This is a genomic window from Tepidibacter hydrothermalis (assembly GCF_029542625.1).
Classification (GTDB): domain Bacteria; phylum Bacillota; class Clostridia; order Peptostreptococcales; family Peptostreptococcaceae; genus Tepidibacter_A; species Tepidibacter_A hydrothermalis.
In genome coordinates, this window is the sequence record NZ_CP120733.1 from 962,439 (window position 1) to 986,959 (window position 24,521).

Here is a 24,521-nt window from a genome sequence, read left to right on the forward strand (position 1 = left end):
AACATGGGGGCGTAAAGGTTTCGACGGGGGTTTGGAACTTGAGGTAGCGAGTCATGTTTCTCTAGAGCATGTAAAAACTAGGGACTAAATATAAACGCAAACGATAATTACGCTTTAGCAGCCTAATAGCGCTGCTCGTTCTACCTAGCTTGCCCACGAGTTAGAATAGAACGTCATTTAAGTGGGGACCTATCTTTAGGGTGCCTTGACTAAAGACAGATTAACTGAGGCTGGTCGATCTTAGAGCCCGCTACTAGGCACTAGGAGAGACGAGAACTTAATATAGTAGATACACTCGTAGAAGCTTTAGGGAAAGGGCTTTCGGACAGGGGTTCGACTCCCCTCGCCTCCACCAATTGGGATTGTAACCGTATAGAAAAATCTATACGGTTTTTTAATGTTTATAAGTATTTTACTAAACTTGCACCAAGGAAAAATCCTGAACCAAATCCTAGAACTATACCCAAATCACCAGGGGCTTTTATGTATTCTTTCTGTTCTGATAATGTACATAATCTATTTAATCCCACGGGTACACTTGCACATGATATATTTCCATATTCTTTATATACTTGAAGTGAAGGTTGCATTTGATCATCACTTAGGTCGAACAATTTCTTTACTCCAGCTAAAATTTTCTTTCCTCCAGAATGCATAACCCAATGTTTAATGTCTTCTTTTTTCAAATCGTGTTCTTCAAGTAAAGAAGAAACTAATTTATATATATGTGGTGAGATGTTCTCAAGAAGTTTTTCATCAAGATGAATTTTATTATTCGCCATTGACATACTGTTGCTATAATGAGTTGAGATTTTAGTATCTATAACTTGAAGGCAATTATTATTAAATGAATTATCTTTAGTAATTAATGTTGAAGAAGCACCATCACCGAATATTGTCAATGACATTAGTTGTCCATTATCATTAGGATCTAAGTTATCGAGATATGTTATAGCTTGAGCTTCACAACATACAACTAATATATTATTTATGTTATCATCTTTTAATAATGTTTTTGATAAATTTATTGCTGAAATAAATGAACCACAGCCTAAACCGAATATAGGATAGTTGTGAATACTTTTATTAAAATCTATTTCTGAGAATAATCTACTACTCAATCCTGGTAATTGTTGGTCAACTGAATTAGAACAAGTTATTATACAATCTATATCTTTAGCTGTAATTTTATTATTTATAAAGAGCTTTTTTATTGATTTAAAACACATTTTTGTCATATCCTCATTGTATTTATTTTCTTTGAAATTGTATGTAGAAAATTTTTTGTCTATACCACCTTTTTTGAACAAAATTCTTAGTTTTCTAGAATCCTGTAATCCTAAGATTTCCATCATTTCTGCATTGTTTTTAATTTCTAATTTGGGAAATCCTACTTCAGGTTTACTTATATAAGTTTGCATATATTTCATCCCCCGTTTGCTTTAATTATATTTTAAGTATTAGTAATGATACTTTATGTAATGCGAAAAAATAATAATTAAACGATTTGAGTTGAAATTATTATTTTTTACAAAAAATTACATAAAATACATTTATTTCAATATTATACTACAGATATGATAGAATGTTAATAATTATAAAAAGAATTATATGATTTTCCACTTTTAAAAAAGAAAACTCGTTGAGGTAATGAACTATGCGTTTGATATTGTTAAAAAAATAGCATGCAACTAAAATTAAGTTGAAGTAAAAGCTTTATCTAAATTAAGTTTTTTATATAATATTTAAGATTTAACTTCATAGGCAAGTTTAAAAAATGGTAGTCTATTAGATGGAGTTACAGAACGTAATTCTTTAAAAGATATTCTTAAAAAAGGAATTAGATAAGTGTCTTTATTTAAAGCAGAACCAAATGATGTTAAGGATGGTTTTGTAAAATCACCAACTAAAAACAAGCCTTTGTTTATTAAAGTATTATTTGACCACATGATTACAATATCTGTTATATCTATTTCAGAACATACATTGCAGGTAAGTGGGATAAAATTCTTCTTAACGTTCATATCTACTCTAGGATGATTTTCCCAGGTTGTAAAATCACTAAAATAATCTAGTATTGGATATATAGAAAATTTTACAGTATAACAATCAAAGAAATCTTCAACTTTAAATAAAGCAATTTCAGCTGAATGTATTGAAATATTATCTGGAAGAGCAGAAATATCAAAAAAAAGATAACTGTGGTAATAATATGTCCCATCATTGCCAATGCTTATAGTCTCATCATTTAGATTTTTATTTGGAAATTTATTTGATACAGTTAAGCTTTTGCTAGCAGGTATAATGATATTTCTCATTTATTACCACCTCTATTTTTTTATAATGAGTAGGAAATTATATTCTTATTTTAATTATTGATAAGTATAATTACCGTTACGAATTTCAAAAAAGTTTACATTCAAGATTCTTTAGAGTAGAACTTTTTTACTGTATAGGAAACTATATGATTTTCAAGTTGTGGATAACATCGCTCGAAGTAGTGCAGTACCAACTATTTTGAGCAACGGAGCCCGTAGGACTCGTTGGCGACATGAGCTATGCGTTAGCATAAAGTGAATTTTTTATATTATTAACATATGTATATAAGAAAAATATGTTCAAGTTAATATATTTTAGAAAAAAGATTTGAAGCAATATGCTTCAAATCTTTTTATTTATCATTTATAAGAAATATAAACACTTACATTATCAGCGGTTATACTACCAGCAAAGTCAGGATCAAGAGGAATAATTGGAAGAGCTTCATTGGCTGTACTTAGATCAATATCAGCTGCTTCAGCAGTTAAATCCATTTTATGAGTTTCGCCATAATAAGTATCAGTACCATCGTTTGCAGTTGCAATAAAATAATAAGTAAATCCCTTAGCAAGAGTACCACTAGTAATTGTTACTTCAACTCTATTTTGAGGAGTGCTTTTTACGGCTACATCAAATGTAAAAACAGACATATATTTCACTTACCTTTCTTAATAATATTAGGGATCCTTATCCCTGATACATATTATTAAAGATTGTACGATTTAGTTACTTAATTTAAATTTATAATGTGTAAATAGAATAGATTCAAAGCAATTTTTGATTATCACAAAAAATCTCAATAGAAAAACATATATTTTTATAGCTATTAAAAAATTCAAGACTGTATACAAGTAAATTAGTATCCTCGTTTTAGAATGCTAAAAAAACATTTATGCGACATTTAATATGATATATAATAAAAAGTAAGTATTAGTTATAAATTAAAATTTAAAAAATTAAGTAGAGGGATAAAAATGGTCAACAATATTTCAAAAAGTAGTCTTAATAATATAAATAACTTTATAGAAACAAGGTTTGGTTTACACTTTACAGAAAAAAGATTTAATGATCTCATAAGAAGTATATCCAATGCAGCAAAACAAAAAAATATTGGTCTTGAAGAATATATAAATTTAATATTGTCAAATAAATTGTCTAAGGAAGATTTAAAGAATTTAGTTAATTGTCTTACTATTGGAGAAACGTATTTTTTTAGAGATAAAAAATTATTTGATGTAATGAGACAAAGAATATTGCCAGATATAATTAATGATAGAAAATATTCTAGCAAAAGTTTGAAAATTTGGAGTGCAGGTTGCTCTTCTGGTGAAGAAGCGTATTCAATAGCAATTTTAGTTAAAGAACTTATTCCTGATTATGAAGAATGGGATATTGAAATTATTGCTACTGATATAAATCATTCATCTCTTAGTAAAGCTAAAAAAGGAATATATAGTGAGTGGTCTTTTAGAGGTGTAGACTTAAGTATTAAAAATAAGTATTTTATTAGAATGGATGATATGAGTTACAAACTTAAGGATGATATATTAAAACTTGTAAAATTTTATAGTTTAAATTTGGCTGATTCAAATTATATATTAGATGGTAAAATTATGAATAATAGTGATATTGTATTTTGTAGAAATGTTCTTATATATTTTAGTAAATATCAGGCTAGTAAGATAATTAATCGTTTCTACAATAATATTGTAGATGGAGGTTGGCTTGTTGTAGCACCTACTGAAAGTTTATTTCTTAATGATACTTCTTTTATACCTGTAAATATTAATGATATGTTTTTATACAATAAAAACATTACAAAAAATAATATATCAAAGTCATTTGATAATAATGTTTTTAATAATATTATTATAGATGAAAACTTGATAATGCAAAATGAAATAATGAAAAATGAGATGATTGAATATCGTGAGAATTTACAAATAAATAATGTTATTACAATAAAAAGTAAGAATGAATTACCAAAGAAAGAGAAACTAGATTCACAGGAAATGGAAGCTCAGGAATTTGAAACAATAGCTCGTTCTTTTGCTAATGAGGGGAAACTTGAAGAAGCTATTGAATGGTGTAAAAAAGCTATTTCCGTTGATAAAATAAATCCTTTTTATTATTATCTTCTTGCGAGTATTCAGCAAGAGCAAGGAGATATTAATGAAGCTGTTATATCGTTAAAAAAAGTTATTTATCTTGATCATAACTTTATTATGGCTTATTTTGATTTAGGGAATTTAAATTTAAAACAAGATAAATATATTCAAGCATCTAAAAATTTTAAAAATACACTTGTATTACTTGATAATTTAAATGAGGACGATATAGTTCCTTATTCAGAAGAAATGACAGTGGGCGTATTAAAGTGTATGATTAAAAATATAGACCATAAGGGAGATTTCTATGGAAAAGTGTAATGAGAAAGGAAGATTTGAAATTACTGAGATTTTAGAATTTGTGATAAGTGAGGATGATTCCAATCAAAGATATGCTATTGAAATTGGATATGTAAATGAGGTGTATTCTATAAAAAATGTTACTATGCTTCCTTGTACACCTGCATTTATAGTAGGGATAATGAATTTTAGAGGAAAAATAATATCAGTAATAGATATAAGAAATTTTTTAGGTTTTACTATGAAAAAAGTACATGAAGATAAAGTAAAAAAAGTAATTGTTGTAAATTGTGATGAAATAGAAGTTGGAATAGCTGTAGATGGGATTTTAGGATGTCGGGACATTGTTTTATCAGAAATACAAAAAAATGTTTTAACTATAACTAATTTTAATACTAACTATTTTAAAGGAATAACAAAAGAAAGAAGTATTGTTTTAAATATAAAAAATATAATGATGGATGAAAAAATTATTGTTAATGAAGATGTAATTTAATCATTTGAAGGGAGAGAACATAAATATGATAAAGAAAAAATTGATTAAAAGCTTAAAATCAAGGTTAATCATATGCTTTTTAATAGTAGCTATTATACCGGCTATTACTATAGGAGAATTAAGCTATTATAAATCAGAAAAATCTTTACAAAAAGTGGCTACTGACCAACTTATTTTTACAAGGGATACAAAGAAAAAAGAAATAGAAGATTATTTTAAAGTGAATCAAGAAAGAATTACTTATATGGCACAGGAGCCATCTGTTGTAGAAGCTATGGAAGAATTCACTAAGATTGGATTAAATAGTAGTTCTTATGATGGTATATATGAAAAATATAATCCAACATTTGCAAATTTTATTGATAAATTAGGGCATGGAGATGTAATGCTTGTAGATTCAAGTGGAAATGTTTTATATTCAGCATTTAAAGAAGATGATTTTGGGACAAATCTATTAACTGGACCTTACAAAGATACAAATATTGCAAAGGCATATGATGTTGCAAGAAATAGTAATGATAAAGATTTTACAACAATTACAGATTATGAATTCTATAGTCCTTCTAATGAAAAGCCAATTTTAGGAATAGCTTCTCCAATTTTTAAAGGAGAGCAAAAAATTGGTGTTCTTATTTTTAAAATGGGAACAGAAGAAATAGACAAAATTGTATCGAATAATAATAACTGGGAATCGTTAAAACTTGGTAAGAGTGGAGAAGTTGTTTTAATTGGACAAGATTATAAATTAAGAAGTAATACTAGGTTTGTAGAAAATGAGACAGATGAAAAAATAAAGGCAAAAAAATCAGCTATACTTTTAAAGGAAATAAGAACAAAAGGAACAGCTGCTGTTGTAACAACTGGAGAGACTGCTGTTGATACATATTTTGATTATCATGGTGTTGAATCGATTGTTGCATATACCCCATTAAATATTAATGGTTTAAAGTGGGATGTACTTGTTAAAATAGATGAAGCTGAAGCATTTCAATCAGTATATAAATTAAAAAATTTAACAACAGTTATTTTGATAGTTGCAGCAATAGTAATAACAATATTTTCGATTATTATATCTTCTAATATAGCAACTCCTTTGATAAAAATGGCAAATGTTGCTTCAAGGATAGCTACAGGAGATTTAACTGTTGAATTAGAAGAAGAAAAAAGATCAGATGAAATAGGAATTTTGACGAAAGCAATTAGGAATATGCTAAAGAATCTTAAAGAACAAACAAAGGAAACTATTAATGTAGTAGATGTACTTGCAGCTTCTGTTAATGAAATTACAGTTTCTCTTACTCAAGTTACCACGGGAGCAGCTCAAACTTCTTCAGCAGTTAGTGAAACGACAGCAACTGTTGAAGAGGTAAAACAGACGGTATATGTATCAAGTGAAAAAACAAAAAATGTTTCAAATAATGCAAAGAAATCACTTGAAATATCAAAAGTAGGAAATAAAGCAACAGAAGATACATTACAAGGAATGAATGTTATCAATAGTCAGATGCAAGAAATAGCAGAAAGTATACTAGGTTTAAGTGAGCAGAGTCAGAATATAAGTGAGCTTATAGAGAGTGTTGATACTATTTCAGAGCAGTCTAATATACTTGCTGTAAATGCTTCAATAGAAGCAGCTAAAGCGGGAGAACATGGAAAAGGATTCTCAATAGTGGCACAGGAAATTAGAAATTTAGCAGAACAATCAAAACAAGGTACTAAGCAGATAAGAAATATATTAAGAGATATACAAAAAGCTGCGAATACAGCTGTAATGACAACAGAAAAAGGGATAAAACTTGTTGATGCAGGTATGAAGCAAGCGGGTGAAGCAGGTTATTCTATAAACCAACTTGTGGAAAATATAAATCTATCTGCACAGGCAGCTGTACAGATAGAAGCATCTAGCCAGCAGCAATTGATTGGAATGGATCAGGTAGCAATTGCAATGGAAGGCATAAATGAGGCTAGTATTCAAAATGTTGATAGTATGAAACAATTAGAAGAGGCAACCAATAGACTTCAAGAGATGGGATATAGACTTAAGCAGTTAAATGAAAAATATAAGGTTTAGGTATTAAAAAAGCAACTAGTCAGTATGATGCAAAATATACTAGTATCTGATTAGTTGTTTGTTAAAGATGCCTTAAGGAAAGAGAGGATAGGGATGCATATAAATGATGCTGAGTTTTTTAAAAAGCTACGTTCTACCTTCATAATAGAGGCTCATGAGCATTTAAGAACTATTTCCTTGTCATTAATTGAATTAGAAAAAATATCTACTAAAGAAGATAAAAAAACAATTATTGAAACGATACATAGAGAATTTCATAGTTTGAAAGGTGCATCAAGAGCAGTGAGTATGAAAGATATCGAAAATCTTTGTCATATTTCTGAAAATATATTCTCTAAAATAAAAAAAGAAACATTAGAATTAAGTGAGCAAATGTTTGATGTTTTTAATGAATCTATTGATACTATAGAAGATATTCTTTCTTTAAATGAAGATGAAATTAAAGATATTTCACTGATTATGGGTGAACTGAAAAAAATAGAATGTGGAAGGTTACAAAAAAGTGATTCAATAAAATCTAAGGATGTGCATGAAGAAGATATAAAAAAGGACATAAATGTAAATTACAAAGAAGTACAGCGAGAAACAGTTGATCTTATAAAAAACTCTGAAGATATACAAATTAAAGAAGATATAAAAATACAAAATAACAATACTCTCAAAGCTCCTGAAGATAGGACAAATGAAGTTGTTAGAGTTTCTAAATCTAAATTGGATTCTTTATTACTTCAGGGAGAAGAAATGATTTATGCAAAACTTTCTTCTATTCAAAGGGCTAAGGAGATTAAAGAAGTTAAGGAATTACTTGATTTATACAAGAAGGAAAATGATTATACATTTATTGAAATGCTGGAAACTAATATAGATAATTTGCTAAAATCTGCTGAAAATGAGGCAAAAACAATAGAAACGATGACAGACACTTTTATAGAAGATATAAAAAACATCATGCTGCTTCCATTTTCATCTATAATAGAAATATTTCCTAAGATGGTTAGGGATTTGTCTAGATATATGGGAAAGGAAATTGAATTTATAAGTAAGGGTACAGAAATAGAAATTGATAGAAGAATTTTAGAAGAAATGAAAGATCCTCTTATGCATATTATCAGAAATTGTATTGATCATGGTATTGAAAAATCTTCTAAAGGAACAATAAGTTTGAATATTGTACAGGTGAGTAGTGATACAGTTAAAATTGAAATTTCGGATAATGGATCGGGAATAGATATTGAGAAATTAAAACAAAAAGCAATTAAAAATAGTGTTTTGACACAAGGTCAAGTTAATACTATTGATGATGAAAGTGCACAAATGCTTATTTTCAAATCAGGACTTTCTACTAGTGATATAATTACAGATATATCAGGGAGAGGATTAGGACTTGCTATTGTACATGAAAAAGTACAAAAGCTTGAAGGAACAATAAGTGTAAAAAGTAAAAAAGAAAAGGGAACTACATTTACTATTATGCTACCTATAACCATTTCAACTAATAGAGGAATAATTGTAAGGGTAGAGAAACAAGATTTTGTAATACCAACTGGAAAAGTTGAGAAGGTTATGAGGGTTAAAAAAGATGAAGTTAAAATAATGGAAAATAGAGCGACTATACTATTAGATGGATATATTATCCCTATTGTTAGGCTAAAGGATATTTTAGAACTAAAGGATAAAAAAATAGAAGAAACCTCTAGCGATGTTATCTCGATTTTAGTGGTAAATGATATGGAAAATAAGATTGCTTTAAGTGTGGATGAGATAATAATAGAGCAGGAAGTACTTGTGAAAAAGTTTAATAAACAATTAAAAAAAGTTAGAAATATTGCAGGAGCAACTATTTTAGGATCAGGAGATGTTGTACCTATATTAGCTGTACAGGATTTAATAAAATCATCACTTAAGAATGGTAATAAATCTTTAAATATTATTGGTGACAGGGAAAAAGAAGTTACGCAAAACAAAATGATTCTTGTAGTAGAAGATTCAATTACATCAAGAACTCTTTTGAAAAATATTTTAGAAAGCCATGGATATAGTGTGAAAACTGCAGTTGATGGTCTTCGAGGCTGGAAATTAATAAAATCTGAGAAATTTGATCTTGTAATAACAGATGTAGAAATGCCTCAAATGGATGGATTTGAGTTGACATCAAATATTAGAAATGATAATGAAATTTCTGAAACACCTGTTATTCTTGTAACTTCACTTGAATCAAGAGAAGACAAGGAGAGAGGTATAGATGTTGGAGCTAGTGCGTATATTGTAAAAAGTGATTTCAGACAAAATAATTTATTGGAAACTATAAAAAGGCTAATATAAAGCTAAAAAATCTATACAGGAGTGTAAAAAAATGATTAAAGTACTTGTAGTTGAAGATTCTCCTACTATTCAAGAGTTGATAACCTACATATTAAATTCTGATGAGAAAATTGAAGTGATTGGAGTAGTTAACAATGGAGAAAAAGCAATTAAATTTATAAACCAAAATAAGCCTGATATAATAACTATGGATATAAGCATGCCTATAATGGATGGATTTGAGGCAACGAGAAGGATAATGGAAACAAATCCTATACCCATTATAGTAATAAGTGGATTGTTTGATTCAGATGATATAGATAGGACTTTTAAGGCTATTGAGGCTGGCGCTGTTTCAGTTATAGAAAAACCACAAGGAATTGATCATAACGATTTTTATAAAATATCACAAAATATAACGGATACGGTTAAATTAATGTCAGAAGTTAAAGTCGTAAAGCGTAAAGCGCATTATAAAAATACTAAACTGAATTTATCAAGGGCTAGTAAGCCAAAAGATGTATTCTATGACTTGAAAATAGCAGCTATAGGGGTATCTACAGGTGGTCCTCCTGTCCTTCAATCTTTATTCTCAAAACTTCCATCTGATATCAAAATTCCGATACTTGTAGTACAACATATATCTCCTGGTTTCTTAAATGGACTTATTGATTGGCTTTCTAAATTTACAGAGTATCCTATTCATATAGCTTCACAGGGAGAAAAGGCATTGCCTGGACATATTTATTTTGCACCAGATGGATTTCATATGGGAATTAGAAATAATGCACAAATATTTTTAAACAAAGGTGAAAAAGAAAATGGATTAAGACCGTCTGTTTCATATTTATTTAGATCTGTTGCAAAGTATTATGGTAAAAATTCAATGGCGATTCTTCTTACAGGTATGGGAAAAGATGGAGCACAAGAATTAAAGTTGTTGAAAGATAAAGACGCAATTACGGTAGCGCAGGATAAGAAAACTTGTGTAGTTTATGGTATGCCAGGAGAAGCTATAAAGCTTGATGCAGCTAAATATATCCTTTCACCTGAAAAAATTGCAGAACTATTTACTAAAATATAGATTTAAAGCATAGTAGCAGCTATTAATATACAGGGAGGGGAATAATATAAATGAATAAAGAAATACAAATTTTGGTTGTTGAAGATAGTTTAACTCAAGCTGAACAACTAAAGTTTATTCTTGAGAAAAAAAATTACAAAGTCATAATTGCGAATGATGGAGTTCAAGCTTTAGAATATATTAATAAATTTATGCCTGATTTAGTAGTAACAGATATACTTATGCCTCATATGGATGGGTATAAGTTATGTCAAAAAATCAAAGAAGATGATAAACTCAACCATATTCCAGTCATTTTACTTACATCACTTTCAGATCCCATAGATGTTATAAAAGGACTGAAGGTTAAGGCAGACAACTTTATAACAAAACCATACAATGAAAAATTTCTTCTTTCTCGAATTCAGCATATGCTAATTAATGTAGAGTTAAGAAAAAATAAGATTGGGGAAATGGGTATTGAAGTGTTTTTTGCAGGAGAAAAGCATTTTATTAATTCAGAAAGAATACAAATAATAGATCTTTTACTTTCAACATTTGAAAATGCAGTACAAAAAAGTAAAGAACTTGAGAATGCAAATGATGAATTAAAAAAAGCATTTGAAACTATTAGAAAGCTTGAAAAAAATTACAGAGGAATTTTAGAAAGTAATACAGATGCTCTGGTAGTAATTAATCATGATAAAAAAATATTATATCTTAATCCAGCAGCAAATAAACTGTTCGGTGAGAATTATGAGAAATTAATATTTGATATTTTAGATTTTGATGAAATTGAAAATGGAATTAAAGAAATTACAATAAATAATATAGATGGTAACCAAATTATTGGAGAGGTATGTATTTCAGAAACAGATTGGGAAGGTAAGGAAGCATATCTTTTATCTATTAGAGATATTACTGAAAAAGTACGTCTTCGTGAAAAATTAAAAATTCAATCTCTTACAGATGAACTTACATCATTATATAATAGAAGAGGTTTTTTTAGCATAGTTGAACATAAAATTAAATTTGCAAAACGCAATAAAAAAGGAATGGTATTATTTTTTATTGATATTGATGGTATGAAGTATATTAACGATAATTTATCTCATAATCAAGGAGATTGTGCATTAATTGGTGCTGCAAATATTTTAAAAGATACCTTTAATGAAAATGATGTACTAGCAAGAATCGGTGGAGATGAATTTGCAGTTTTATGTATGGATGTATGTGAAGAACATGGAGAAAAACTAATAGATAAACTTTTAAAGAGACAAATGGAATTTAATGATAACAATAATTATCTATTTAATATATCTATTAGTATAGGATATGCATATTTTGATCCTGAGAATCCAATTAATATTAAGGAATTAATGGTTAAAGCTGACAAATTGATGTATGAACATAAAAAAAGAAAACGTAATACTTAAGAAGTGAAAGATTCTAAATAATTAACCGTACTATAAATGGACTGCCCCCTGTCAAGTAGACAGTGGAAATAATTAAAAACGTATAGCGTCAATCATTCAATTGATTGGCGCTATATTTATGCAACTGATTCAGCCAAATAATTACGATACTCTAATGGTGTCATGCATTTTAAGCGTTTTTGATAACGATTTTTGTTGTAGTAATCTATATACTCTTCTATTGCACACTTAAGATTTTCATAATCAGCAAACTTTTGAAGATGATACATTTCGGATTTTAATATTCCCCAGAACCCTTCCATAGGGCCATTATCTATACAACGTCCTACACGAGACATACTTTGAGCCATTCCAGCTTGATCAAGTTTCTTTTTGAATACTTTGTTGGTGTACTGAAAACCACGATCACTATGGAAAATAGGTTTTGCATTAGGATGATTTTTAATAGCTATATCAAAGGTTTCAAATACAAGAGCATTGTTATTTGATTTCCCAATTACATAAGAAACAATACTTTTATCTCCAAGATCTAAAATTGCACTCAGATAGGCTTTCTTTCCTTCACCATATTTGAATTCAGTAACATCGGTAAGCCATTTTTCATGAATTTCATTTGTGCTAAAATCTCTATTTAGTATGTTTTCAGCTGTAATTTCAGGTGTCGATTTTATATAGTTTTTTCTTTTTCTACGACATACAGACTTCAACCCTATGCTACGCATAATACGATATATTCTTTTGTGATTGACGACCATGTTATGTTCACGACGAATTTTAATCGTCATCTGGCGATAGCCAAGGATGCCATTTCTTTCTTCATATGCTTCTATAACAAGTTTTAAGAGATGCTCATTTTTCAATTCTCTTTGACTTTTTTCCCGGCGAAGCCATTTATAATATGCTGCTCTACTAATCTCTAAGATTTTACAAAGAGTCGTTATAGCATAGCCTTTTTCTGAAGATAGTGCCTTAATAGCAAGATATTTATTCTCATTTCTAATATTATTTAAGTTCGCCCCCCTTCGATTTCTTCCAACTTTTTTAATAGTTCATTTTCTATTTCTAAACGTTTATTTTTAGCTTTTAATAGTTTCATCTCTGCTTTAAGTTTCTCAACTTCCGTTAGTTGATCTTCTGGCTTACATTTCCCTCTACGATCTAAAAGTCCATCAATTCCTGATTCTTCGAATTTTATTACCCAATTGGGCACTTGTTGGTATGAAACTTGATATTTTTTTGCTGTTTTATTATAGTTCTTATCATTTTCTATACAATATTCAACAATAGAAATTCGCTCTTTTAATGTTGTTGTTCTTCCTTTAGTCATGATTTGATTTCCTCCTACTCCCGATGATTTAATCTCTTCATGACTATTATACTTCATAATCCAGTTTTGGAGCTGTTTCTTTGAACGTAATCCATATTTTAGGCTAATCGCCAACAAGGAATCATTTCCTGCTACATATTCTTCTATAGCTTTAATTTTTAGTTCCTTTGAATAGGAAGTATTTCTTGTCTGAGGGCATAGTCCAAATTCTCCCTTTGATTGATAAATCTTAATCCATTCTCTAACCGTAGTCTTACCAACGGATAGTTCATCACATATTTTTACAACGCTCTTTTTACCCTTTAAATAGTCTTGTACAGCTTTTATTTTTATTTCAGATAATACATGAGATTTTCTTCCCATAATAAAACTCCCCTCATAATAAACAGTTATATTATTTTAACTGTCTACTATAAGGGGAGCATATCATAAATAATATAGTACGGTTTTTTTAAAAAGAGAATTTATCGTTGTCTAAATAAATTTTTTTATTAGGAAGTACTAATTTATTAAATAATATAGCTATAAAAGCCCCTATAAAAACGTATAGGACTCTATATATTGTAGCTGTTATAGACGATAATGAAATTATAGAACAAGATAATGTAACATAGGTAGAGAATACAAATGATTCGGTTTGACGGTTATGAGGAAGATAAGCAAATGTTAGTAAAATACTAAATGATGCAAGTATCATAAAAGTAAATGTATCTTTTATTAAAAAAGAACTAATTAAAAATATAAATGCACCTATAACGGTTCCTTTAATTCTATTAAAGGCTCTAGCATTATTTTCACTACATATAGGAACTAAAGTACAGCAAGAAGATATAGATATCCAATACCATTTTGGTAAATTTAAGTATTTAAAAAAAACAAATGAAAAAACTGTAGCAATAGATAATCTAAATGCAAATCTTGATATAAACGAATCTAAATTTAAACCATTTCTTAATTTTGTATAATTAGATTTTAAGCTTATAAAAAAATATTCTTTAAAATCAATAATATCTACATCTATATTTTTATGATTTTTAGAAAAAATAACTTCTTCAAATACATACCCTATAATTAAGGCTATAAAAATAGATAATAAATAGAAATTAAGAATATCTAAGTTTATATTAAGAATTTGCATAAAAATAAATAAAAAATAATAAAACATATATCCATTAATATTAGTTTCGTTAGTAAGTACACATACTACAACAAATGGAACTAATAGATTAAATAGTAAAGATAGAAATAAATTAGTAGTTGCTAAATAACCTAAGAATGTAATTGAAATGATATTCAAATAAATATAAGCAATTTTAGATAAAGGTCTGATTTTAATATTTCTATTAGGTATAGTAAAGTATAAGAAAGATATTATAGCACTTAATAATCCAAAATTTAATCCAAATAGATATCCATTAAAAGTTAATGAAAGTAAGAATATAAAAGTATATCTAAATCCAAACTTAAAATCAAGCTTATCAAATTGTAAGTTTAATTTATTGTTAATAAACTGCATATGCAACACTCCTAGAAATAGAATGAAACTTGAATATATATTCAAGTTTTAAAAGTATTATATATAATAAAATATGTGAAGTCAATAAAAAATGAATGTTGATTCAAGTTTTACAAACTATACTAAAAACTAAAAATGTATTAAAATTAGTATAAAGGAGTGAAAATACTTGAAAGATATAAAAGAGCCTATTCAAAAAAGAGCAATAGAGAAAAAGTTAAAACTTATAGAATCTGCTAAAAAAGTATTTAATGATAAAGGATATCATAATACACATATAAAAGATATAACTTTAGAAGCTGGAATTTCAACAGGTTTATTTTACAAATATTTCAAAGATAAGAATGATATTTATATACAAGTGGTAAAGTTATTAATTGAAAAGGACATGGAAGTGGTTTTAGATTTTAAGGATAGAATGAGTAAAGAAGATAATAAAAAGCAGGTTATAAGAAGTTATATTGAAAATAGAATGGAACTAATTATATATAAAGGAATTATGGAAGAATTAGATGTTTTAATTAAAGAAAATCAGTCTATAAAGAATTTTATAAATAATGTTAAAAAAGGATATTTAAATGCAATTAAAGACATTTTATTTCAGATTTGGGATAATACAACAGAGTCAACTATACATGTTGGAGCTATGTTAATATGGCGTACCATATATAGTAATATTATAGAAATAGCCAATATGAATAATTTAGAATTGAAAAATGAATATATAGATAATTTAACTGATTTAATATATCAATATATGAAGTTAGATTAATAACTATAGATATAATAAAACTAATACCAATAATATTTAATATATTTATTTGAGAAATAGGTATTATTGGTTACAATTGTGCGATTAAGCACTTACATAGAGAGTTTAATATTCATAAAATGCCATGAAAACATAAAAGATGCTCTTTTAAGAGCATCTTTTATATTTTTTTACTTGGGCAGCAATAAGCACAATTACAGGTAAGATTATCTCAAATATAAAAGAATAATAAAGCCATCCTGAAGCATTCCAATCAACAAATTCCATTCTACTGTTGAATTGAATGTATGAGAAATTAAGAATAAGTAGGCAAATTGGGATTACTATAAATCGATAATTACTAAAATTGAATACTTTGCTAATTCCAAGACATGTAGCAAGTAAAACTATAGTTATTTTAACAAAACCTCCTATTACAAATACAAGTGATGATATTATTTCAAGTCTTTGAATGAAATCACCTATATCTATTTTTGCACTAGTATTATATGCAGAGTAATATTTTTGTAGAGCTTCTGTTGGAATTACAACTAAAACTGTGGATAAAGAAAGAAGGAAAGCACATATCCCTCCTATTAATAAACCTAATACATATACATTATAATATGATTTTTTTGTTTTGAAGCGGGAAAAAATCATTGAAAGCATTACTACTTGACCAAAAGGAAATGTAAATGATGAATAAGCTCCTTTGAGTACAGGTTTTATTCCTTCATCTAATATAGGAAGAATATTATTTATATCCATTTTAGGAACTAATAATACTACTACAAGAAACACAAATACTATAAATGGAACAATAAAAAAACTTGACCATCTGCCGATTACTTCAATACCTTCCTTAACAGCCCAAACACATAAAAATAAAAGAGCTATTCTAGGTATAAGCATAGGGGTTTCCATAAGAGCAGTATCTCTAAGAAATTGACTGTTATTTATTAAAACTTGAGTTGCTTCTTCAAAAGCAAACCAAGTGAATAATAATATAAATATATTACCTATAAATTTTCCAAAGCAGATTTCACAAATATCAAATAAATTTTTATCAGGAAACATAAGGTGGAGTCTAATGAATATAAGAGATATAACAATACCCATAATTATAGATAATATAATAGCTAACCATACATCTTTTTTTGCTTCAAGTCCAAGAGAGAGTATAGAAGATGTTCCTGCTATAAAAATAGCAACAATAGATATACCCTGCTTATCAGAAATAATTTCTCTATTCACTATAAGAGCCTCCAAATTATATATTCTAAATTATATTTTTAGCAAAAGTATATTTATTTATACTTGGTTATTACTTGACATTAGGGAGGGATAATAAATACTTAAATGTACCATTGAAAATCAAACGATTAACATGTTAAAATATAAAAGCATGCTAGTGAATACCTGATAAAATAAATATACTATGGACATAAAGCTAAAAAGGATTCATATAGTAATATTTACAATATAGGTGTTAATATTATTTTGAGAGGTATTATTATGTATGAAAAAATTTTTGACCAAGAAATACAAAAAGAAATGGATAGCTTCTTTATAAACAATCTATCTGGTTATGGAAAAATTGAAACATTAAGAAAGGGTCATGTTATAAATCAAAAAAATCAAGATAATATTTATATTATTCTTGAAGGTGAGTTTAATCAAATAATGTATTCAAAAAATGGTGATGAAATAATTTTTTTTAGGATGACGGCTGGAGATATATTTGGAGAAACTGATTTTTTTGATAATAGTAGAACTTTTGTGATATATAAGGCAATAAAAAATGCAAAAGTATCAATCCTTAATAGAGAAATTTTAGAAGCTAAGCTAATGGAATTCCCTAATATGTATAATTATTTTTTGAAGAGTATAATAAGAAAACAAAGAATGATTATGATAGAGCTTAGCAATTTTAAATTCAATGATTCTATTGGAAAACTAGCGGACTTTTTAGTAAGACTTTATTACACAGAAGATATAAATATAAATTTTAAAAACCATATAAGCATAGTATTGACTCATGAAGAAATAGCTAATAGGATAGGGCTTAACAGAACTACGGTTACAAATGTACTTAAAATTTTTAAAGATAGAAATCTTATAGAAGTAAAAGATAGGAAATTAATAATAAAAGATATACAAGGTCTTAAAAATTTAACAAATATACCATTAGAGGAATAATCATGACTATGTCATGGTTGTTTTTTTTTTGACATATTGTGACCTAGACAACAGAAATTTTATGAAATTTTATATAAAATTTTTATTGAACATAAAAAATATAAAAAGGGGCTATGTATGAAAAGTATAAAAGAGAAAATTGAATCAAATTTTAATGATTTTGTTACTGATCTTCAAAGTTTAATCAAAATACCTAGTGTATATGAAGAAGATAACAGTAATTATCCCTTTGGAAAAAATATTGATGATGCTTTAAAAGAAATGTTGTCAATAGCTGAAAAGCTAGGTTTTAAAACATATTATGATCCTAATGGGTATTATGGGTATGCTGAATATGGTAGTGGGGAAGAAATGGTTGGAGTATTAGGACATCTAGATGTTGTTCCAGCAGGAGATTTGAAAAAATGGAATACTAACCCTTTTGATCCTGTAATCGTAGATGGAAAATTATTTGGGAGAGGAACTCAAGATGATAAAGGACCAACTCTTGCCGCAATGTATGCTTTTAAAGCATTACTAGATTCTGATGCTGAAATTAATAAGAAGATAAGATTTATATATGGTACAGATGAAGAAAACCTTTGGAAGGGAATCACTGAATACAACAAAAAAGAGAGAGTACCTGATTATGGATTTACTCCAGATGCTAATTTTCCGCTAATATATGCAGAAAAAGGTCTTCTACAAGTTGATTTAGTTGGTAAAAATGAAACAGATATAAGATTAAATGGTGGAGATGCTTATAATTCTGTTCCTTCAAATATGTCTTATGAATCTAAAAATCCAAAGAAGGTAGAAGAAGCTCTTAAGGATTTAGGGTTTGAATATAAAAGAGAAGATAATAATATAACAATTATTGGAAAAAGCGTACACGCTAAAGATTCAGAAAAAGGTGTCAATTCTATATCTAGATTATTAATAGCTATGAACAAAATCGGTCTTAGATCAAAAGCTATAGACTTTGTAGTAGACAATATTAAGGAAGATGCATTTGCAACTAAGATATTTCGTGAATGTACGGATGAAGCTTCAGGTAATTTGAAGTTTAATATTGGAAAGATAATCATTGATGAAGACAAAGAGGTTTTAAATATAGATATTAGAATTCCTGTAACTGTTGAAAAGGACTTTGTTATAGGAAGATTGAATGAAGTAGTACAAAAATATGGTTTTGATATTGAGGAAAATGATTACTTAAGATCTATATATACTCCTCTTGATTCAGAATTAGTAAAAACTTTGATGGACTCTTATGTAGAAGTTACTGGAGATACAAAAAGCCAACCTATTTCATCTGGTGGAGCAACTTATGCAAGAGCTATGGATAATTGTGTAGCTTTTGGACCAGCTTTTCCATATTCAAAAGAGACAGAACATCAACCAAATGAGTACATTGAGCTAGATGAAATAAAAACAGCAATAGAGATTTATTCATCAGCTTTAGTTAAATTATTAAAATAATAAAGGAGGATATTAAAAATGACAAAAGCTAAGAAAAAAATGAGTTTCCCAACTGCGTATACGGTATTATTTATTGTATTAATTTTAGCAGCAGTATTAACTCACATAGTTCCAGCTGGTTCTTATGGTAAGCTTGTATATGATGATTCTGTACAAAAGTTTGTTGTTACAGCACCAAATGGATCTACTAAAGAATATGAGGGTACGCAGGCAACTCTTGATGAATTAGGAATAAAAATAGATGTTACTAAATTCACAGATGGAAGTATTTATAAAGCTGTAGCAATTCCTAATACGTATGAACAACTTGAAAGCAATCCTCAAGGTATTAAAGAGGTTATTCAAGCTCCTATTCAAGGTGTGTATGAAACAAAAGACATTATGCTATTTGTATTTATAATTGGAGGTATAATAGGAGTATTAAATAATAGTGGAGCATTTGATGCAGGTTTTGCAAGTCTTTCACGTGCAACAAATGGAAGAGAGTATTTACTAATAGTTATAGTTACTTTCCTAATTGCTCTAGGTGGTACAAGCTTTGGACTAGCAGAAGAGACTATAGCACTTTATCCAATACTAGTTCCGGTGTTTATGGTAGCTGGATATGATGCAATTGTTTGTATAGCTGCTTTATACATGGGTTCATCTATTGGTACAATGTTCTCGACTGTGAATCCTTTCTCTTCAGTTATAGCATCTAATGCGGCTGGAATAGCATTTACAAATGGGCTTAAATTTAGAATGGCGGGTCTTGTAATAGCTACTATAATAACTATTGTATATATTATCAAGTATGCTGAAAAAATTAAGAAAGATCCATCAAAGTCTCTTATATTTAGTCAAAAAGAAGATTTAGAAAAGAAATTCTTAAATCAAGATAAAGAAGTTCCAGAGTTTACTGGTAGACGTAAACTTATGTTAGCTTTATTTACAGCTGCTTTTGGTGTTATGATCTGGGGAGTTTCATCTCAAGGATGGTGGTTCCTAGAAATGACAACACTATTCTTAGTAGTAGGTATTCTTATTTGTGCTATTTCTGGAATGGGAGAGAAGGAAGCTGTTCATAATTTTGTTGCAGGAGCTGCTGATCTTGTAGGTGTTGGACTTACGATTGGGGTAGCAAGAGCAGTTAACTTAATATTAGATAATGGACTTATTTCTGATTCAATACTTAATAGTGCTACACATGTAGTTCAAGGAATGAATGGAGGAATATTTGCTATATTAATGTTATTCATATTCTCTGTTCTTGGATTCTTTATTCCATCATCATCAGGTCTTGCAGTTTTATCTATGCCTATAATGGCACCTCTTGCAGATACTGTTGGACTTCCAAGAGATGTGATAGTTAGTGCTTATCAATATGGACAAGGTCTAATGGCTTTTATAACTCCTACAGGACTTATATTGGTAACTCTTTCTATGGTAGATGTAACGTATGATAAGTGGTTGAAGTTTATCATGCCTTTAATGGGTATAATAGCAGCATTCTCAGGAATTATGTTATTAGTACAAGCTTTAATTTAAATTTAAAGGACTATAATAATTTTTAATTATTATAGTCCTTTTTGTATATAATAAAGTTATTATAGTTTAGAATTTGTGTTCCATTTTGTTAACATAATTGATTTTTTGGACTTAAGTATATTTTCTTATACTGTCTTATTGCAAATACTAAAGAACATAAAGATGATAGTAAATCTGATATAGGGAATGATATCCAAATACCTAATATTCCTAAATTGGATACAGAAGGCAATATAATAGAAAGTGGAATAAAGAATATTATTTGTCTAAGCAAAGATAATATTAAAGATTCTTTTCCTTTACCTATAGATTGATAAAATCCTACAGCCACCATATATAGTCCTAGTATTGGATACATAAAAATTACTATTTTTAAAACATCACTACCTTGGGATATTAAATTTTTATCTGTACTAAATAAGTTGATAATAAGTTCAGGAAATAAGAATATTAATGCTGTTAATACGGTAGATATACAGGTAGAAACTATTAAGTTTATTTTAACTGTATTTTTAATTCTATCGATATTTTTAGAACCTAGATTGTAACCTATAAGAGGTTGCATCCCTTGTATAAGTCCTGCTAATGGCATTTGTATAAATAAAGTTAGTTTGTATACTATTCCATATACAGAAATAGCTTGATCTCCACCATAATTATACAGAGAATAGTTTAGTAATAAAGTTACTATACTCATAGATATTTGAGTGATAAAAGCTGATGAACCTATTGCTATAGTTTGTTTTGAGATATTACTATCAAATTTAAAGTATTTGAAATTAATATCTATAGAAGATTTTTTTATAAAGTAATAAGATATATACGCAAAGTTCAAACCTTTAGATATAGAAGTAGCTAATCCAGCTCCAGTTATGCCCATATCAAATACATATATAAATAAGTAATCTAAAAATACATTTGCAATCATACCGATTATCATACTGTTCATAGCATCTTTTGCATTTCCTTCTGCTCTAATTATATTATTTGAAGCTACGCAAATAGGAAAAACTAGTACACCTAGAAACATAGTTTTAGCGTAACTGGCTGCGTATGGAAGAACTGTGTGACTAGCACCAAAGAGTTTTACTATGCTATTAGCAAATATAAATCCAAATACAGAAACAAAAAATGAAAATAGACCTATTATGAAGAATAGATTACCACTAGCTTTATTTGCACCTTCTAAATCTTTACTTCCTAATTTTCTAGAAACAATTGAGGCTGTTCCAACACCTATTAATAATGACACAGACATTATTACCATTTGTATAGGTAGATAAATTGATACACCCGCTATACCCAGAGAGCCTACACCTCTACCTATAAATATTGTGTCTACAATATTGTAAATAGCATTCACAAGCATGGCTATAGTAGCTGGAATACTGAGCTTCATTAAAGCTTTAAATTCTTTTTCTTGACCTAATATATAGTCTCTAGTCATAATAAACCTCCAATTTAGTTGTGATCAACAACTATTATAAAGCAAAAAGTTGCAAAATTCAACTAAAAAAGTTATAGCATATTTTATTATATAAGTGTAATCTATAATTATACAAAAAAGTAAAGGAGAAAAATATAATGAATCTCAAAGATGAAGTATTTATAACTGAAACAGTATCATTTGGTAAATTTGTAGACCGTATATACAGAAATAATAATTATTATGTAGGGAAGCATCTTGAAAAATATAATTTAAATAAAAGTGAATATAAATATTTGATCCAAATATATTTAAATGAAGGAATATGTCAGGATGATATAGTAAATACACTGAAAGTAGACAAGTATGATGTTGCAAAAGGAATAAAATCTTTAATTGAAAAAGGATATACTTATAAAGAAAAAGATAATTTAGATAAGAGAAAGCATAGATTATATATAACAGAAAAAGGAAATAGTATTAAAGATGGATTTATAGAAATTTTAAGAGAATCATCAGAAATTTTAACTAAGGGTTTTACAGAAGAAGAAAAGGATGCAGCACTAGGATTTCTTATAAGAATGGCGCAAAATGTATGTGAGGAGACAATGAAATTAAAAAATAATAGATAGTTTCAACTGTTGAAAAAGTCTGAGGGCAAAGTTTTGTTCTCAGATTTTTTTGTATAAATAAATTTTATGAAAGTAAATTCCAATATAGGTAATTTCTATTCGACAATATTGTGCAAATATTGTATTATTTCATTGTACAGAATTTTAAGAATTTATATAAATCATAACAGAGGAGGATTTATTAGATGAAAAGACTATTTGCCATGGCTTTAATTTTAGTTATGACAGTATCTGTTCTAGCAGGATGTGGTTCAACTTCTACTGAAAAATCAGAAGAAGCTACAAAAGAGTTAACTGTATGGTTACCGCCTATAGGGGAAAATGATAAACCTGTTTGGGAGCCTATACTTAAAGAATTTGAAGAAAAAAATAATGTGAAAATTAATTTAGAAATAATACCATGGGAAGGATATCCTGAAAAATATGCAACTGCAATTGCTGCAGGAGAAGGACCTGATGTTGGTTACATGTATGCAGAAATGTTCCCTCAATTCATAAAAATGGGAGCAGTTGAAGATTTAACAAATTACTTAACAGAAAAAGATATGGAAAACTACATATACATAGATGATTGTAAAATGTTAGGTGGAATATATGGACTTGCTATAGAAGCTGCAAACCCAGCAGTTCTTTACTATAACAAAGATATATTAGCAGAACTTGGAGAAGAACCTCCAAAAACTTGGGAAGATTTTAGAAGAATAGCTAAAAAAGCAACAAAAGATACTGATGGAGATGGAAAAATAGATCAATGGGGATTCTCTCAAGGTTGGGGAGCAAACTTCTTTGGAGATCTTAACTGGAACTGGTATGGATTTTTATGGCAAGCAGGTGGAGAACTTTATAACGATGACTTAAAAACTGTAAGATTTAATGATGAAGCAGGGTTAGAAACAGCTCAATTTTTATATGACCTTAAGTTTAAAGATAAAGTAATTCCAGATAATGCAATGGCACAAAATAATAAAGAAATGTTACAAACTACATTTGGACCTGGAAAATCTGCATTTACAATCTGGCTTTCATCAGCAGCACATGAAATACTAGATAAGTCATTCCCAGATCTTAACTATGGATTTATTACTTCACTAGAAAATAAAGATATGGGAACATTTGCATCAGTTGATCAATTAACTTTAATGTCAGCAACTGAAGATAAAGAATTATCATTTAAGTTAATGCAGCATATGCTAAGTGCTGATTCTATGACAAAATTCCATAAATATCATCCAAGAGCTCCAATATCTAAAGATGAACCATATCAAGGAGATCCACAACTTAAAGAGATGATAGAAAATGATAAAGGAATATACAGACCATTAGTTGTAGCTCCTCACGGTGTTGAAGTGTATGACTACCTATGGAAGCAACTACAAAGAATGATGGTTGGAGAAGTAGAACCTAAAGAAGCTTTAGATGAAGCAGCTAAATATGCAAATGATTTATTAGCAGAAGATCAGTAATTTGGATAAATAATAATATGAAGCATCAAGAATATCTAATATTTTTGATGCTTTATGTTTATATAGATGAATTATTAGTTCAAAATCTATAGGATGTACTGTGGATTTTGAAGTGCTAATTTAAA

General features: G+C 28.3%; 20 protein-coding genes and 1 other RNA gene. 13 read left to right on the plus strand and 8 right to left on the minus strand.

Going from position 1 to position 24,521, the window contains the following annotated elements; all coding sequences use genetic code 11:
- Window positions 1-5 precede the first annotated feature (5 nt).
- Window positions 6-355: a transfer-messenger RNA gene (ssrA, locus tag P4S50_RS04160) on the plus strand.
- A gap of 46 nt (window positions 356-401) precedes the next feature.
- Here ssrA and P4S50_RS04165 read toward each other — a convergent pair.
- From P4S50_RS04165 to P4S50_RS04175, 3 genes are all read right to left on the minus strand, one after another.
- Complete coding sequence (locus P4S50_RS04165) at window positions 402-1,421, minus strand: 3-oxoacyl-[acyl-carrier-protein] synthase III C-terminal domain-containing protein (protein WP_277733302.1); 1,020 nt, start codon at window positions 1,419-1,421, stop codon at window positions 402-404.
- 324 nt (window positions 1,422-1,745) lie between these two features.
- Window positions 1,746-2,318 carry a DNRLRE domain-containing protein gene (locus P4S50_RS04170; protein WP_277733303.1) on the minus strand — a complete coding sequence of 191 codons (573 nt, stop codon included), beginning with the start codon at window positions 2,316-2,318 and terminating at the stop codon, window positions 1,746-1,748.
- A gap of 360 nt (window positions 2,319-2,678) precedes the next feature.
- On the minus strand, window positions 2,679-2,969 hold the full coding sequence (locus tag P4S50_RS04175; RefSeq protein WP_277733304.1) for a hypothetical protein: 291 nt from the start codon (window positions 2,967-2,969) through the stop codon (window positions 2,679-2,681).
- A 324-nt stretch (window positions 2,970-3,293) separates the two neighbouring features.
- Between P4S50_RS04175 and P4S50_RS04180 the strand changes: the two genes are divergently transcribed.
- The 6 genes from P4S50_RS04180 (at window position 3,294) to P4S50_RS04205 (ending at window position 12,094) form a co-directional block, all read left to right on the plus strand.
- On the plus strand, window positions 3,294-4,748 hold the full coding sequence (locus P4S50_RS04180; protein ID WP_277733305.1) for a CheR family methyltransferase: 1,455 nt from the start codon (window positions 3,294-3,296) through the stop codon (window positions 4,746-4,748).
- Window positions 4,735-5,223 carry a chemotaxis protein CheW gene (locus tag P4S50_RS04185; protein ID WP_277733306.1) on the plus strand — a complete coding sequence of 163 codons (489 nt, stop codon included), beginning with the start codon at window positions 4,735-4,737 and terminating at the stop codon, window positions 5,221-5,223. The genes P4S50_RS04180 and P4S50_RS04185 overlap by 14 nt, the downstream gene beginning before the upstream one ends.
- 25 nt (window positions 5,224-5,248) lie before the next feature.
- Window positions 5,249-7,294, plus strand: coding sequence for a methyl-accepting chemotaxis protein (locus tag P4S50_RS04190; RefSeq protein WP_277733307.1), 2,046 nt, complete (start codon window positions 5,249-5,251; stop codon window positions 7,292-7,294).
- A gap of 93 nt (window positions 7,295-7,387) precedes the next feature.
- Complete coding sequence (locus P4S50_RS04195) at window positions 7,388-9,616, plus strand: hybrid sensor histidine kinase/response regulator (RefSeq protein WP_277733308.1); 2,229 nt, start codon at window positions 7,388-7,390, stop codon at window positions 9,614-9,616.
- Window positions 9,617-9,647: 31 nt separating this feature from the next.
- Window positions 9,648-10,679 carry a chemotaxis-specific protein-glutamate methyltransferase CheB gene (cheB, locus tag P4S50_RS04200; protein WP_277733309.1) on the plus strand — a complete coding sequence of 344 codons (1,032 nt, stop codon included), beginning with the start codon at window positions 9,648-9,650 and terminating at the stop codon, window positions 10,677-10,679.
- 50 nt (window positions 10,680-10,729) lie between these two features.
- A complete protein-coding gene (locus P4S50_RS04205; protein ID WP_277733310.1) occupies window positions 10,730-12,094 on the plus strand; it encodes a diguanylate cyclase domain-containing protein in 1,365 nt (454 codons plus the stop codon).
- A 116-nt stretch (window positions 12,095-12,210) separates the two neighbouring features.
- On the opposite strand, the gene P4S50_RS04210 is transcribed toward P4S50_RS04205, so the two are convergent.
- The 3 genes from P4S50_RS04210 to P4S50_RS04220 form a co-directional block, all read right to left on the minus strand.
- Window positions 12,211-13,140, minus strand: a complete 930-nt coding sequence (locus tag P4S50_RS04210; RefSeq protein WP_319023205.1) for an IS3 family transposase — start codon at window positions 13,138-13,140, stop codon at window positions 12,211-12,213.
- Window positions 13,101-13,784 carry a helix-turn-helix domain-containing protein gene (locus P4S50_RS04215; RefSeq protein ID WP_277733311.1) on the minus strand — a complete coding sequence of 228 codons (684 nt, stop codon included), beginning with the start codon at window positions 13,782-13,784 and terminating at the stop codon, window positions 13,101-13,103. The genes P4S50_RS04210 and P4S50_RS04215 overlap by 40 nt, the downstream gene beginning before the upstream one ends.
- Window positions 13,785-13,872: 88 nt before the next feature.
- Window positions 13,873-14,937, minus strand: coding sequence for an FUSC family protein (locus P4S50_RS04220; protein WP_277733312.1), 1,065 nt, complete (start codon window positions 14,935-14,937; stop codon window positions 13,873-13,875).
- Between the two features lie 169 nt (window positions 14,938-15,106).
- Here P4S50_RS04220 and P4S50_RS04225 point away from each other — a divergent pair, with 169 nt between their 5' ends.
- Entirely contained in the window at window positions 15,107-15,709 is a 603-nt protein-coding gene (locus P4S50_RS04225) for a TetR/AcrR family transcriptional regulator (RefSeq protein ID WP_277733313.1), read from the plus strand.
- A 147-nt stretch (window positions 15,710-15,856) separates the two neighbouring features.
- Here P4S50_RS04225 and P4S50_RS04230 read toward each other — a convergent pair whose 3' ends face one another.
- On the minus strand, window positions 15,857-16,942 hold the full coding sequence (locus tag P4S50_RS04230) for a GerAB/ArcD/ProY family transporter (RefSeq protein WP_277733314.1): 1,086 nt from the start codon (window positions 16,940-16,942) through the stop codon (window positions 15,857-15,859).
- A gap of 261 nt (window positions 16,943-17,203) precedes the next feature.
- Here P4S50_RS04230 and P4S50_RS04235 point away from each other — a divergent pair, with 261 nt between their 5' ends.
- The 3 genes from P4S50_RS04235 to P4S50_RS04245 all read left to right on the plus strand — a co-directional run bounded on the left by P4S50_RS04235 (window position 17,204) and on the right by P4S50_RS04245 (window position 20,875).
- Window positions 17,204-17,887 carry a Crp/Fnr family transcriptional regulator gene (locus P4S50_RS04235; RefSeq protein ID WP_277733315.1) on the plus strand — a complete coding sequence of 228 codons (684 nt, stop codon included), beginning with the start codon at window positions 17,204-17,206 and terminating at the stop codon, window positions 17,885-17,887.
- Between the two features lie 117 nt (window positions 17,888-18,004).
- The gene (locus P4S50_RS04240) at window positions 18,005-19,348 is read left to right on the plus strand and encodes a M20 family metallopeptidase (protein ID WP_277733316.1); all 1,344 of its coding nucleotides are present in this window, start codon (window positions 18,005-18,007) and stop codon (window positions 19,346-19,348) included.
- 18 nt (window positions 19,349-19,366) lie between these two features.
- Complete coding sequence (locus P4S50_RS04245) at window positions 19,367-20,875, plus strand: YfcC family protein (protein ID WP_277733317.1); 1,509 nt, start codon at window positions 19,367-19,369, stop codon at window positions 20,873-20,875.
- 88 nt (window positions 20,876-20,963) lie between these two features.
- Here P4S50_RS04245 and P4S50_RS04250 read toward each other — a convergent pair whose 3' ends face one another.
- Window positions 20,964-22,322 (minus strand): MATE family efflux transporter, encoded by a 1,359-nt coding sequence (locus P4S50_RS04250; RefSeq protein ID WP_277733318.1) that lies wholly within the window; start codon window positions 22,320-22,322, stop codon window positions 20,964-20,966.
- A 137-nt stretch (window positions 22,323-22,459) separates the two neighbouring features.
- Between P4S50_RS04250 and P4S50_RS04255 the strand changes: the two genes are divergently transcribed.
- Window positions 22,460-22,933 carry a MarR family winged helix-turn-helix transcriptional regulator gene (locus P4S50_RS04255; protein ID WP_277733319.1) on the plus strand — a complete coding sequence of 158 codons (474 nt, stop codon included), beginning with the start codon at window positions 22,460-22,462 and terminating at the stop codon, window positions 22,931-22,933.
- Window positions 22,934-23,118: 185 nt separating this feature from the next.
- Window positions 23,119-24,396: an ABC transporter substrate-binding protein gene (locus P4S50_RS04260; protein ID WP_277733320.1), complete on the plus strand. Its 1,278-nt coding sequence runs from the start codon at window positions 23,119-23,121 to the stop codon at window positions 24,394-24,396.
- Window positions 24,397-24,521: the final 125 nt, after the last annotated feature.

Excerpts from the sequence above, each read along its gene's own strand:
- P4S50_RS04165 (WP_277733302.1), bottom strand. The coding sequence starts at position 1,421 with ATGCAAACTTATATAAGTAAACCTGAAGTAGGATTTCCCAAATTAGAA.
- P4S50_RS04170 (WP_277733303.1), bottom strand. The coding sequence starts at position 2,318 with ATGAGAAATATCATTATACCTGCTAGCAAAAGCTTAACTGTATCAAAT.
- P4S50_RS04175 (WP_277733304.1), bottom strand. The coding sequence starts at position 2,969 with ATGTCTGTTTTTACATTTGATGTAGCCGTAAAAAGCACTCCTCAAAAT.
- P4S50_RS04180 (WP_277733305.1), top strand. The coding sequence starts at position 3,294 with ATGGTCAACAATATTTCAAAAAGTAGTCTTAATAATATAAATAACTTT.
- P4S50_RS04185 (WP_277733306.1), top strand. The coding sequence starts at position 4,735 with ATGGAAAAGTGTAATGAGAAAGGAAGATTTGAAATTACTGAGATTTTA.
- P4S50_RS04190 (WP_277733307.1), top strand. The coding sequence starts at position 5,249 with ATGATAAAGAAAAAATTGATTAAAAGCTTAAAATCAAGGTTAATCATA.
- P4S50_RS04195 (WP_277733308.1), top strand. The coding sequence starts at position 7,388 with ATGCATATAAATGATGCTGAGTTTTTTAAAAAGCTACGTTCTACCTTC.
- cheB (WP_277733309.1), top strand. The coding sequence starts at position 9,648 with ATGATTAAAGTACTTGTAGTTGAAGATTCTCCTACTATTCAAGAGTTG.
- P4S50_RS04205 (WP_277733310.1), top strand. The coding sequence starts at position 10,730 with ATGAATAAAGAAATACAAATTTTGGTTGTTGAAGATAGTTTAACTCAA.
- P4S50_RS04215 (WP_277733311.1), bottom strand. The coding sequence starts at position 13,784 with ATGGGAAGAAAATCTCATGTATTATCTGAAATAAAAATAAAAGCTGTA.
- P4S50_RS04220 (WP_277733312.1), bottom strand. The coding sequence starts at position 14,937 with ATGCAGTTTATTAACAATAAATTAAACTTACAATTTGATAAGCTTGAT.
- P4S50_RS04235 (WP_277733315.1), top strand. The coding sequence starts at position 17,204 with ATGTATGAAAAAATTTTTGACCAAGAAATACAAAAAGAAATGGATAGC.
- P4S50_RS04240 (WP_277733316.1), top strand. The coding sequence starts at position 18,005 with ATGAAAAGTATAAAAGAGAAAATTGAATCAAATTTTAATGATTTTGTT.
- P4S50_RS04245 (WP_277733317.1), top strand. The coding sequence starts at position 19,367 with ATGACAAAAGCTAAGAAAAAAATGAGTTTCCCAACTGCGTATACGGTA.
- P4S50_RS04250 (WP_277733318.1), bottom strand. The coding sequence starts at position 22,322 with ATGACTAGAGACTATATATTAGGTCAAGAAAAAGAATTTAAAGCTTTA.
- P4S50_RS04255 (WP_277733319.1), top strand. The coding sequence starts at position 22,460 with ATGAATCTCAAAGATGAAGTATTTATAACTGAAACAGTATCATTTGGT.
- P4S50_RS04260 (WP_277733320.1), top strand. The coding sequence starts at position 23,119 with ATGAAAAGACTATTTGCCATGGCTTTAATTTTAGTTATGACAGTATCT.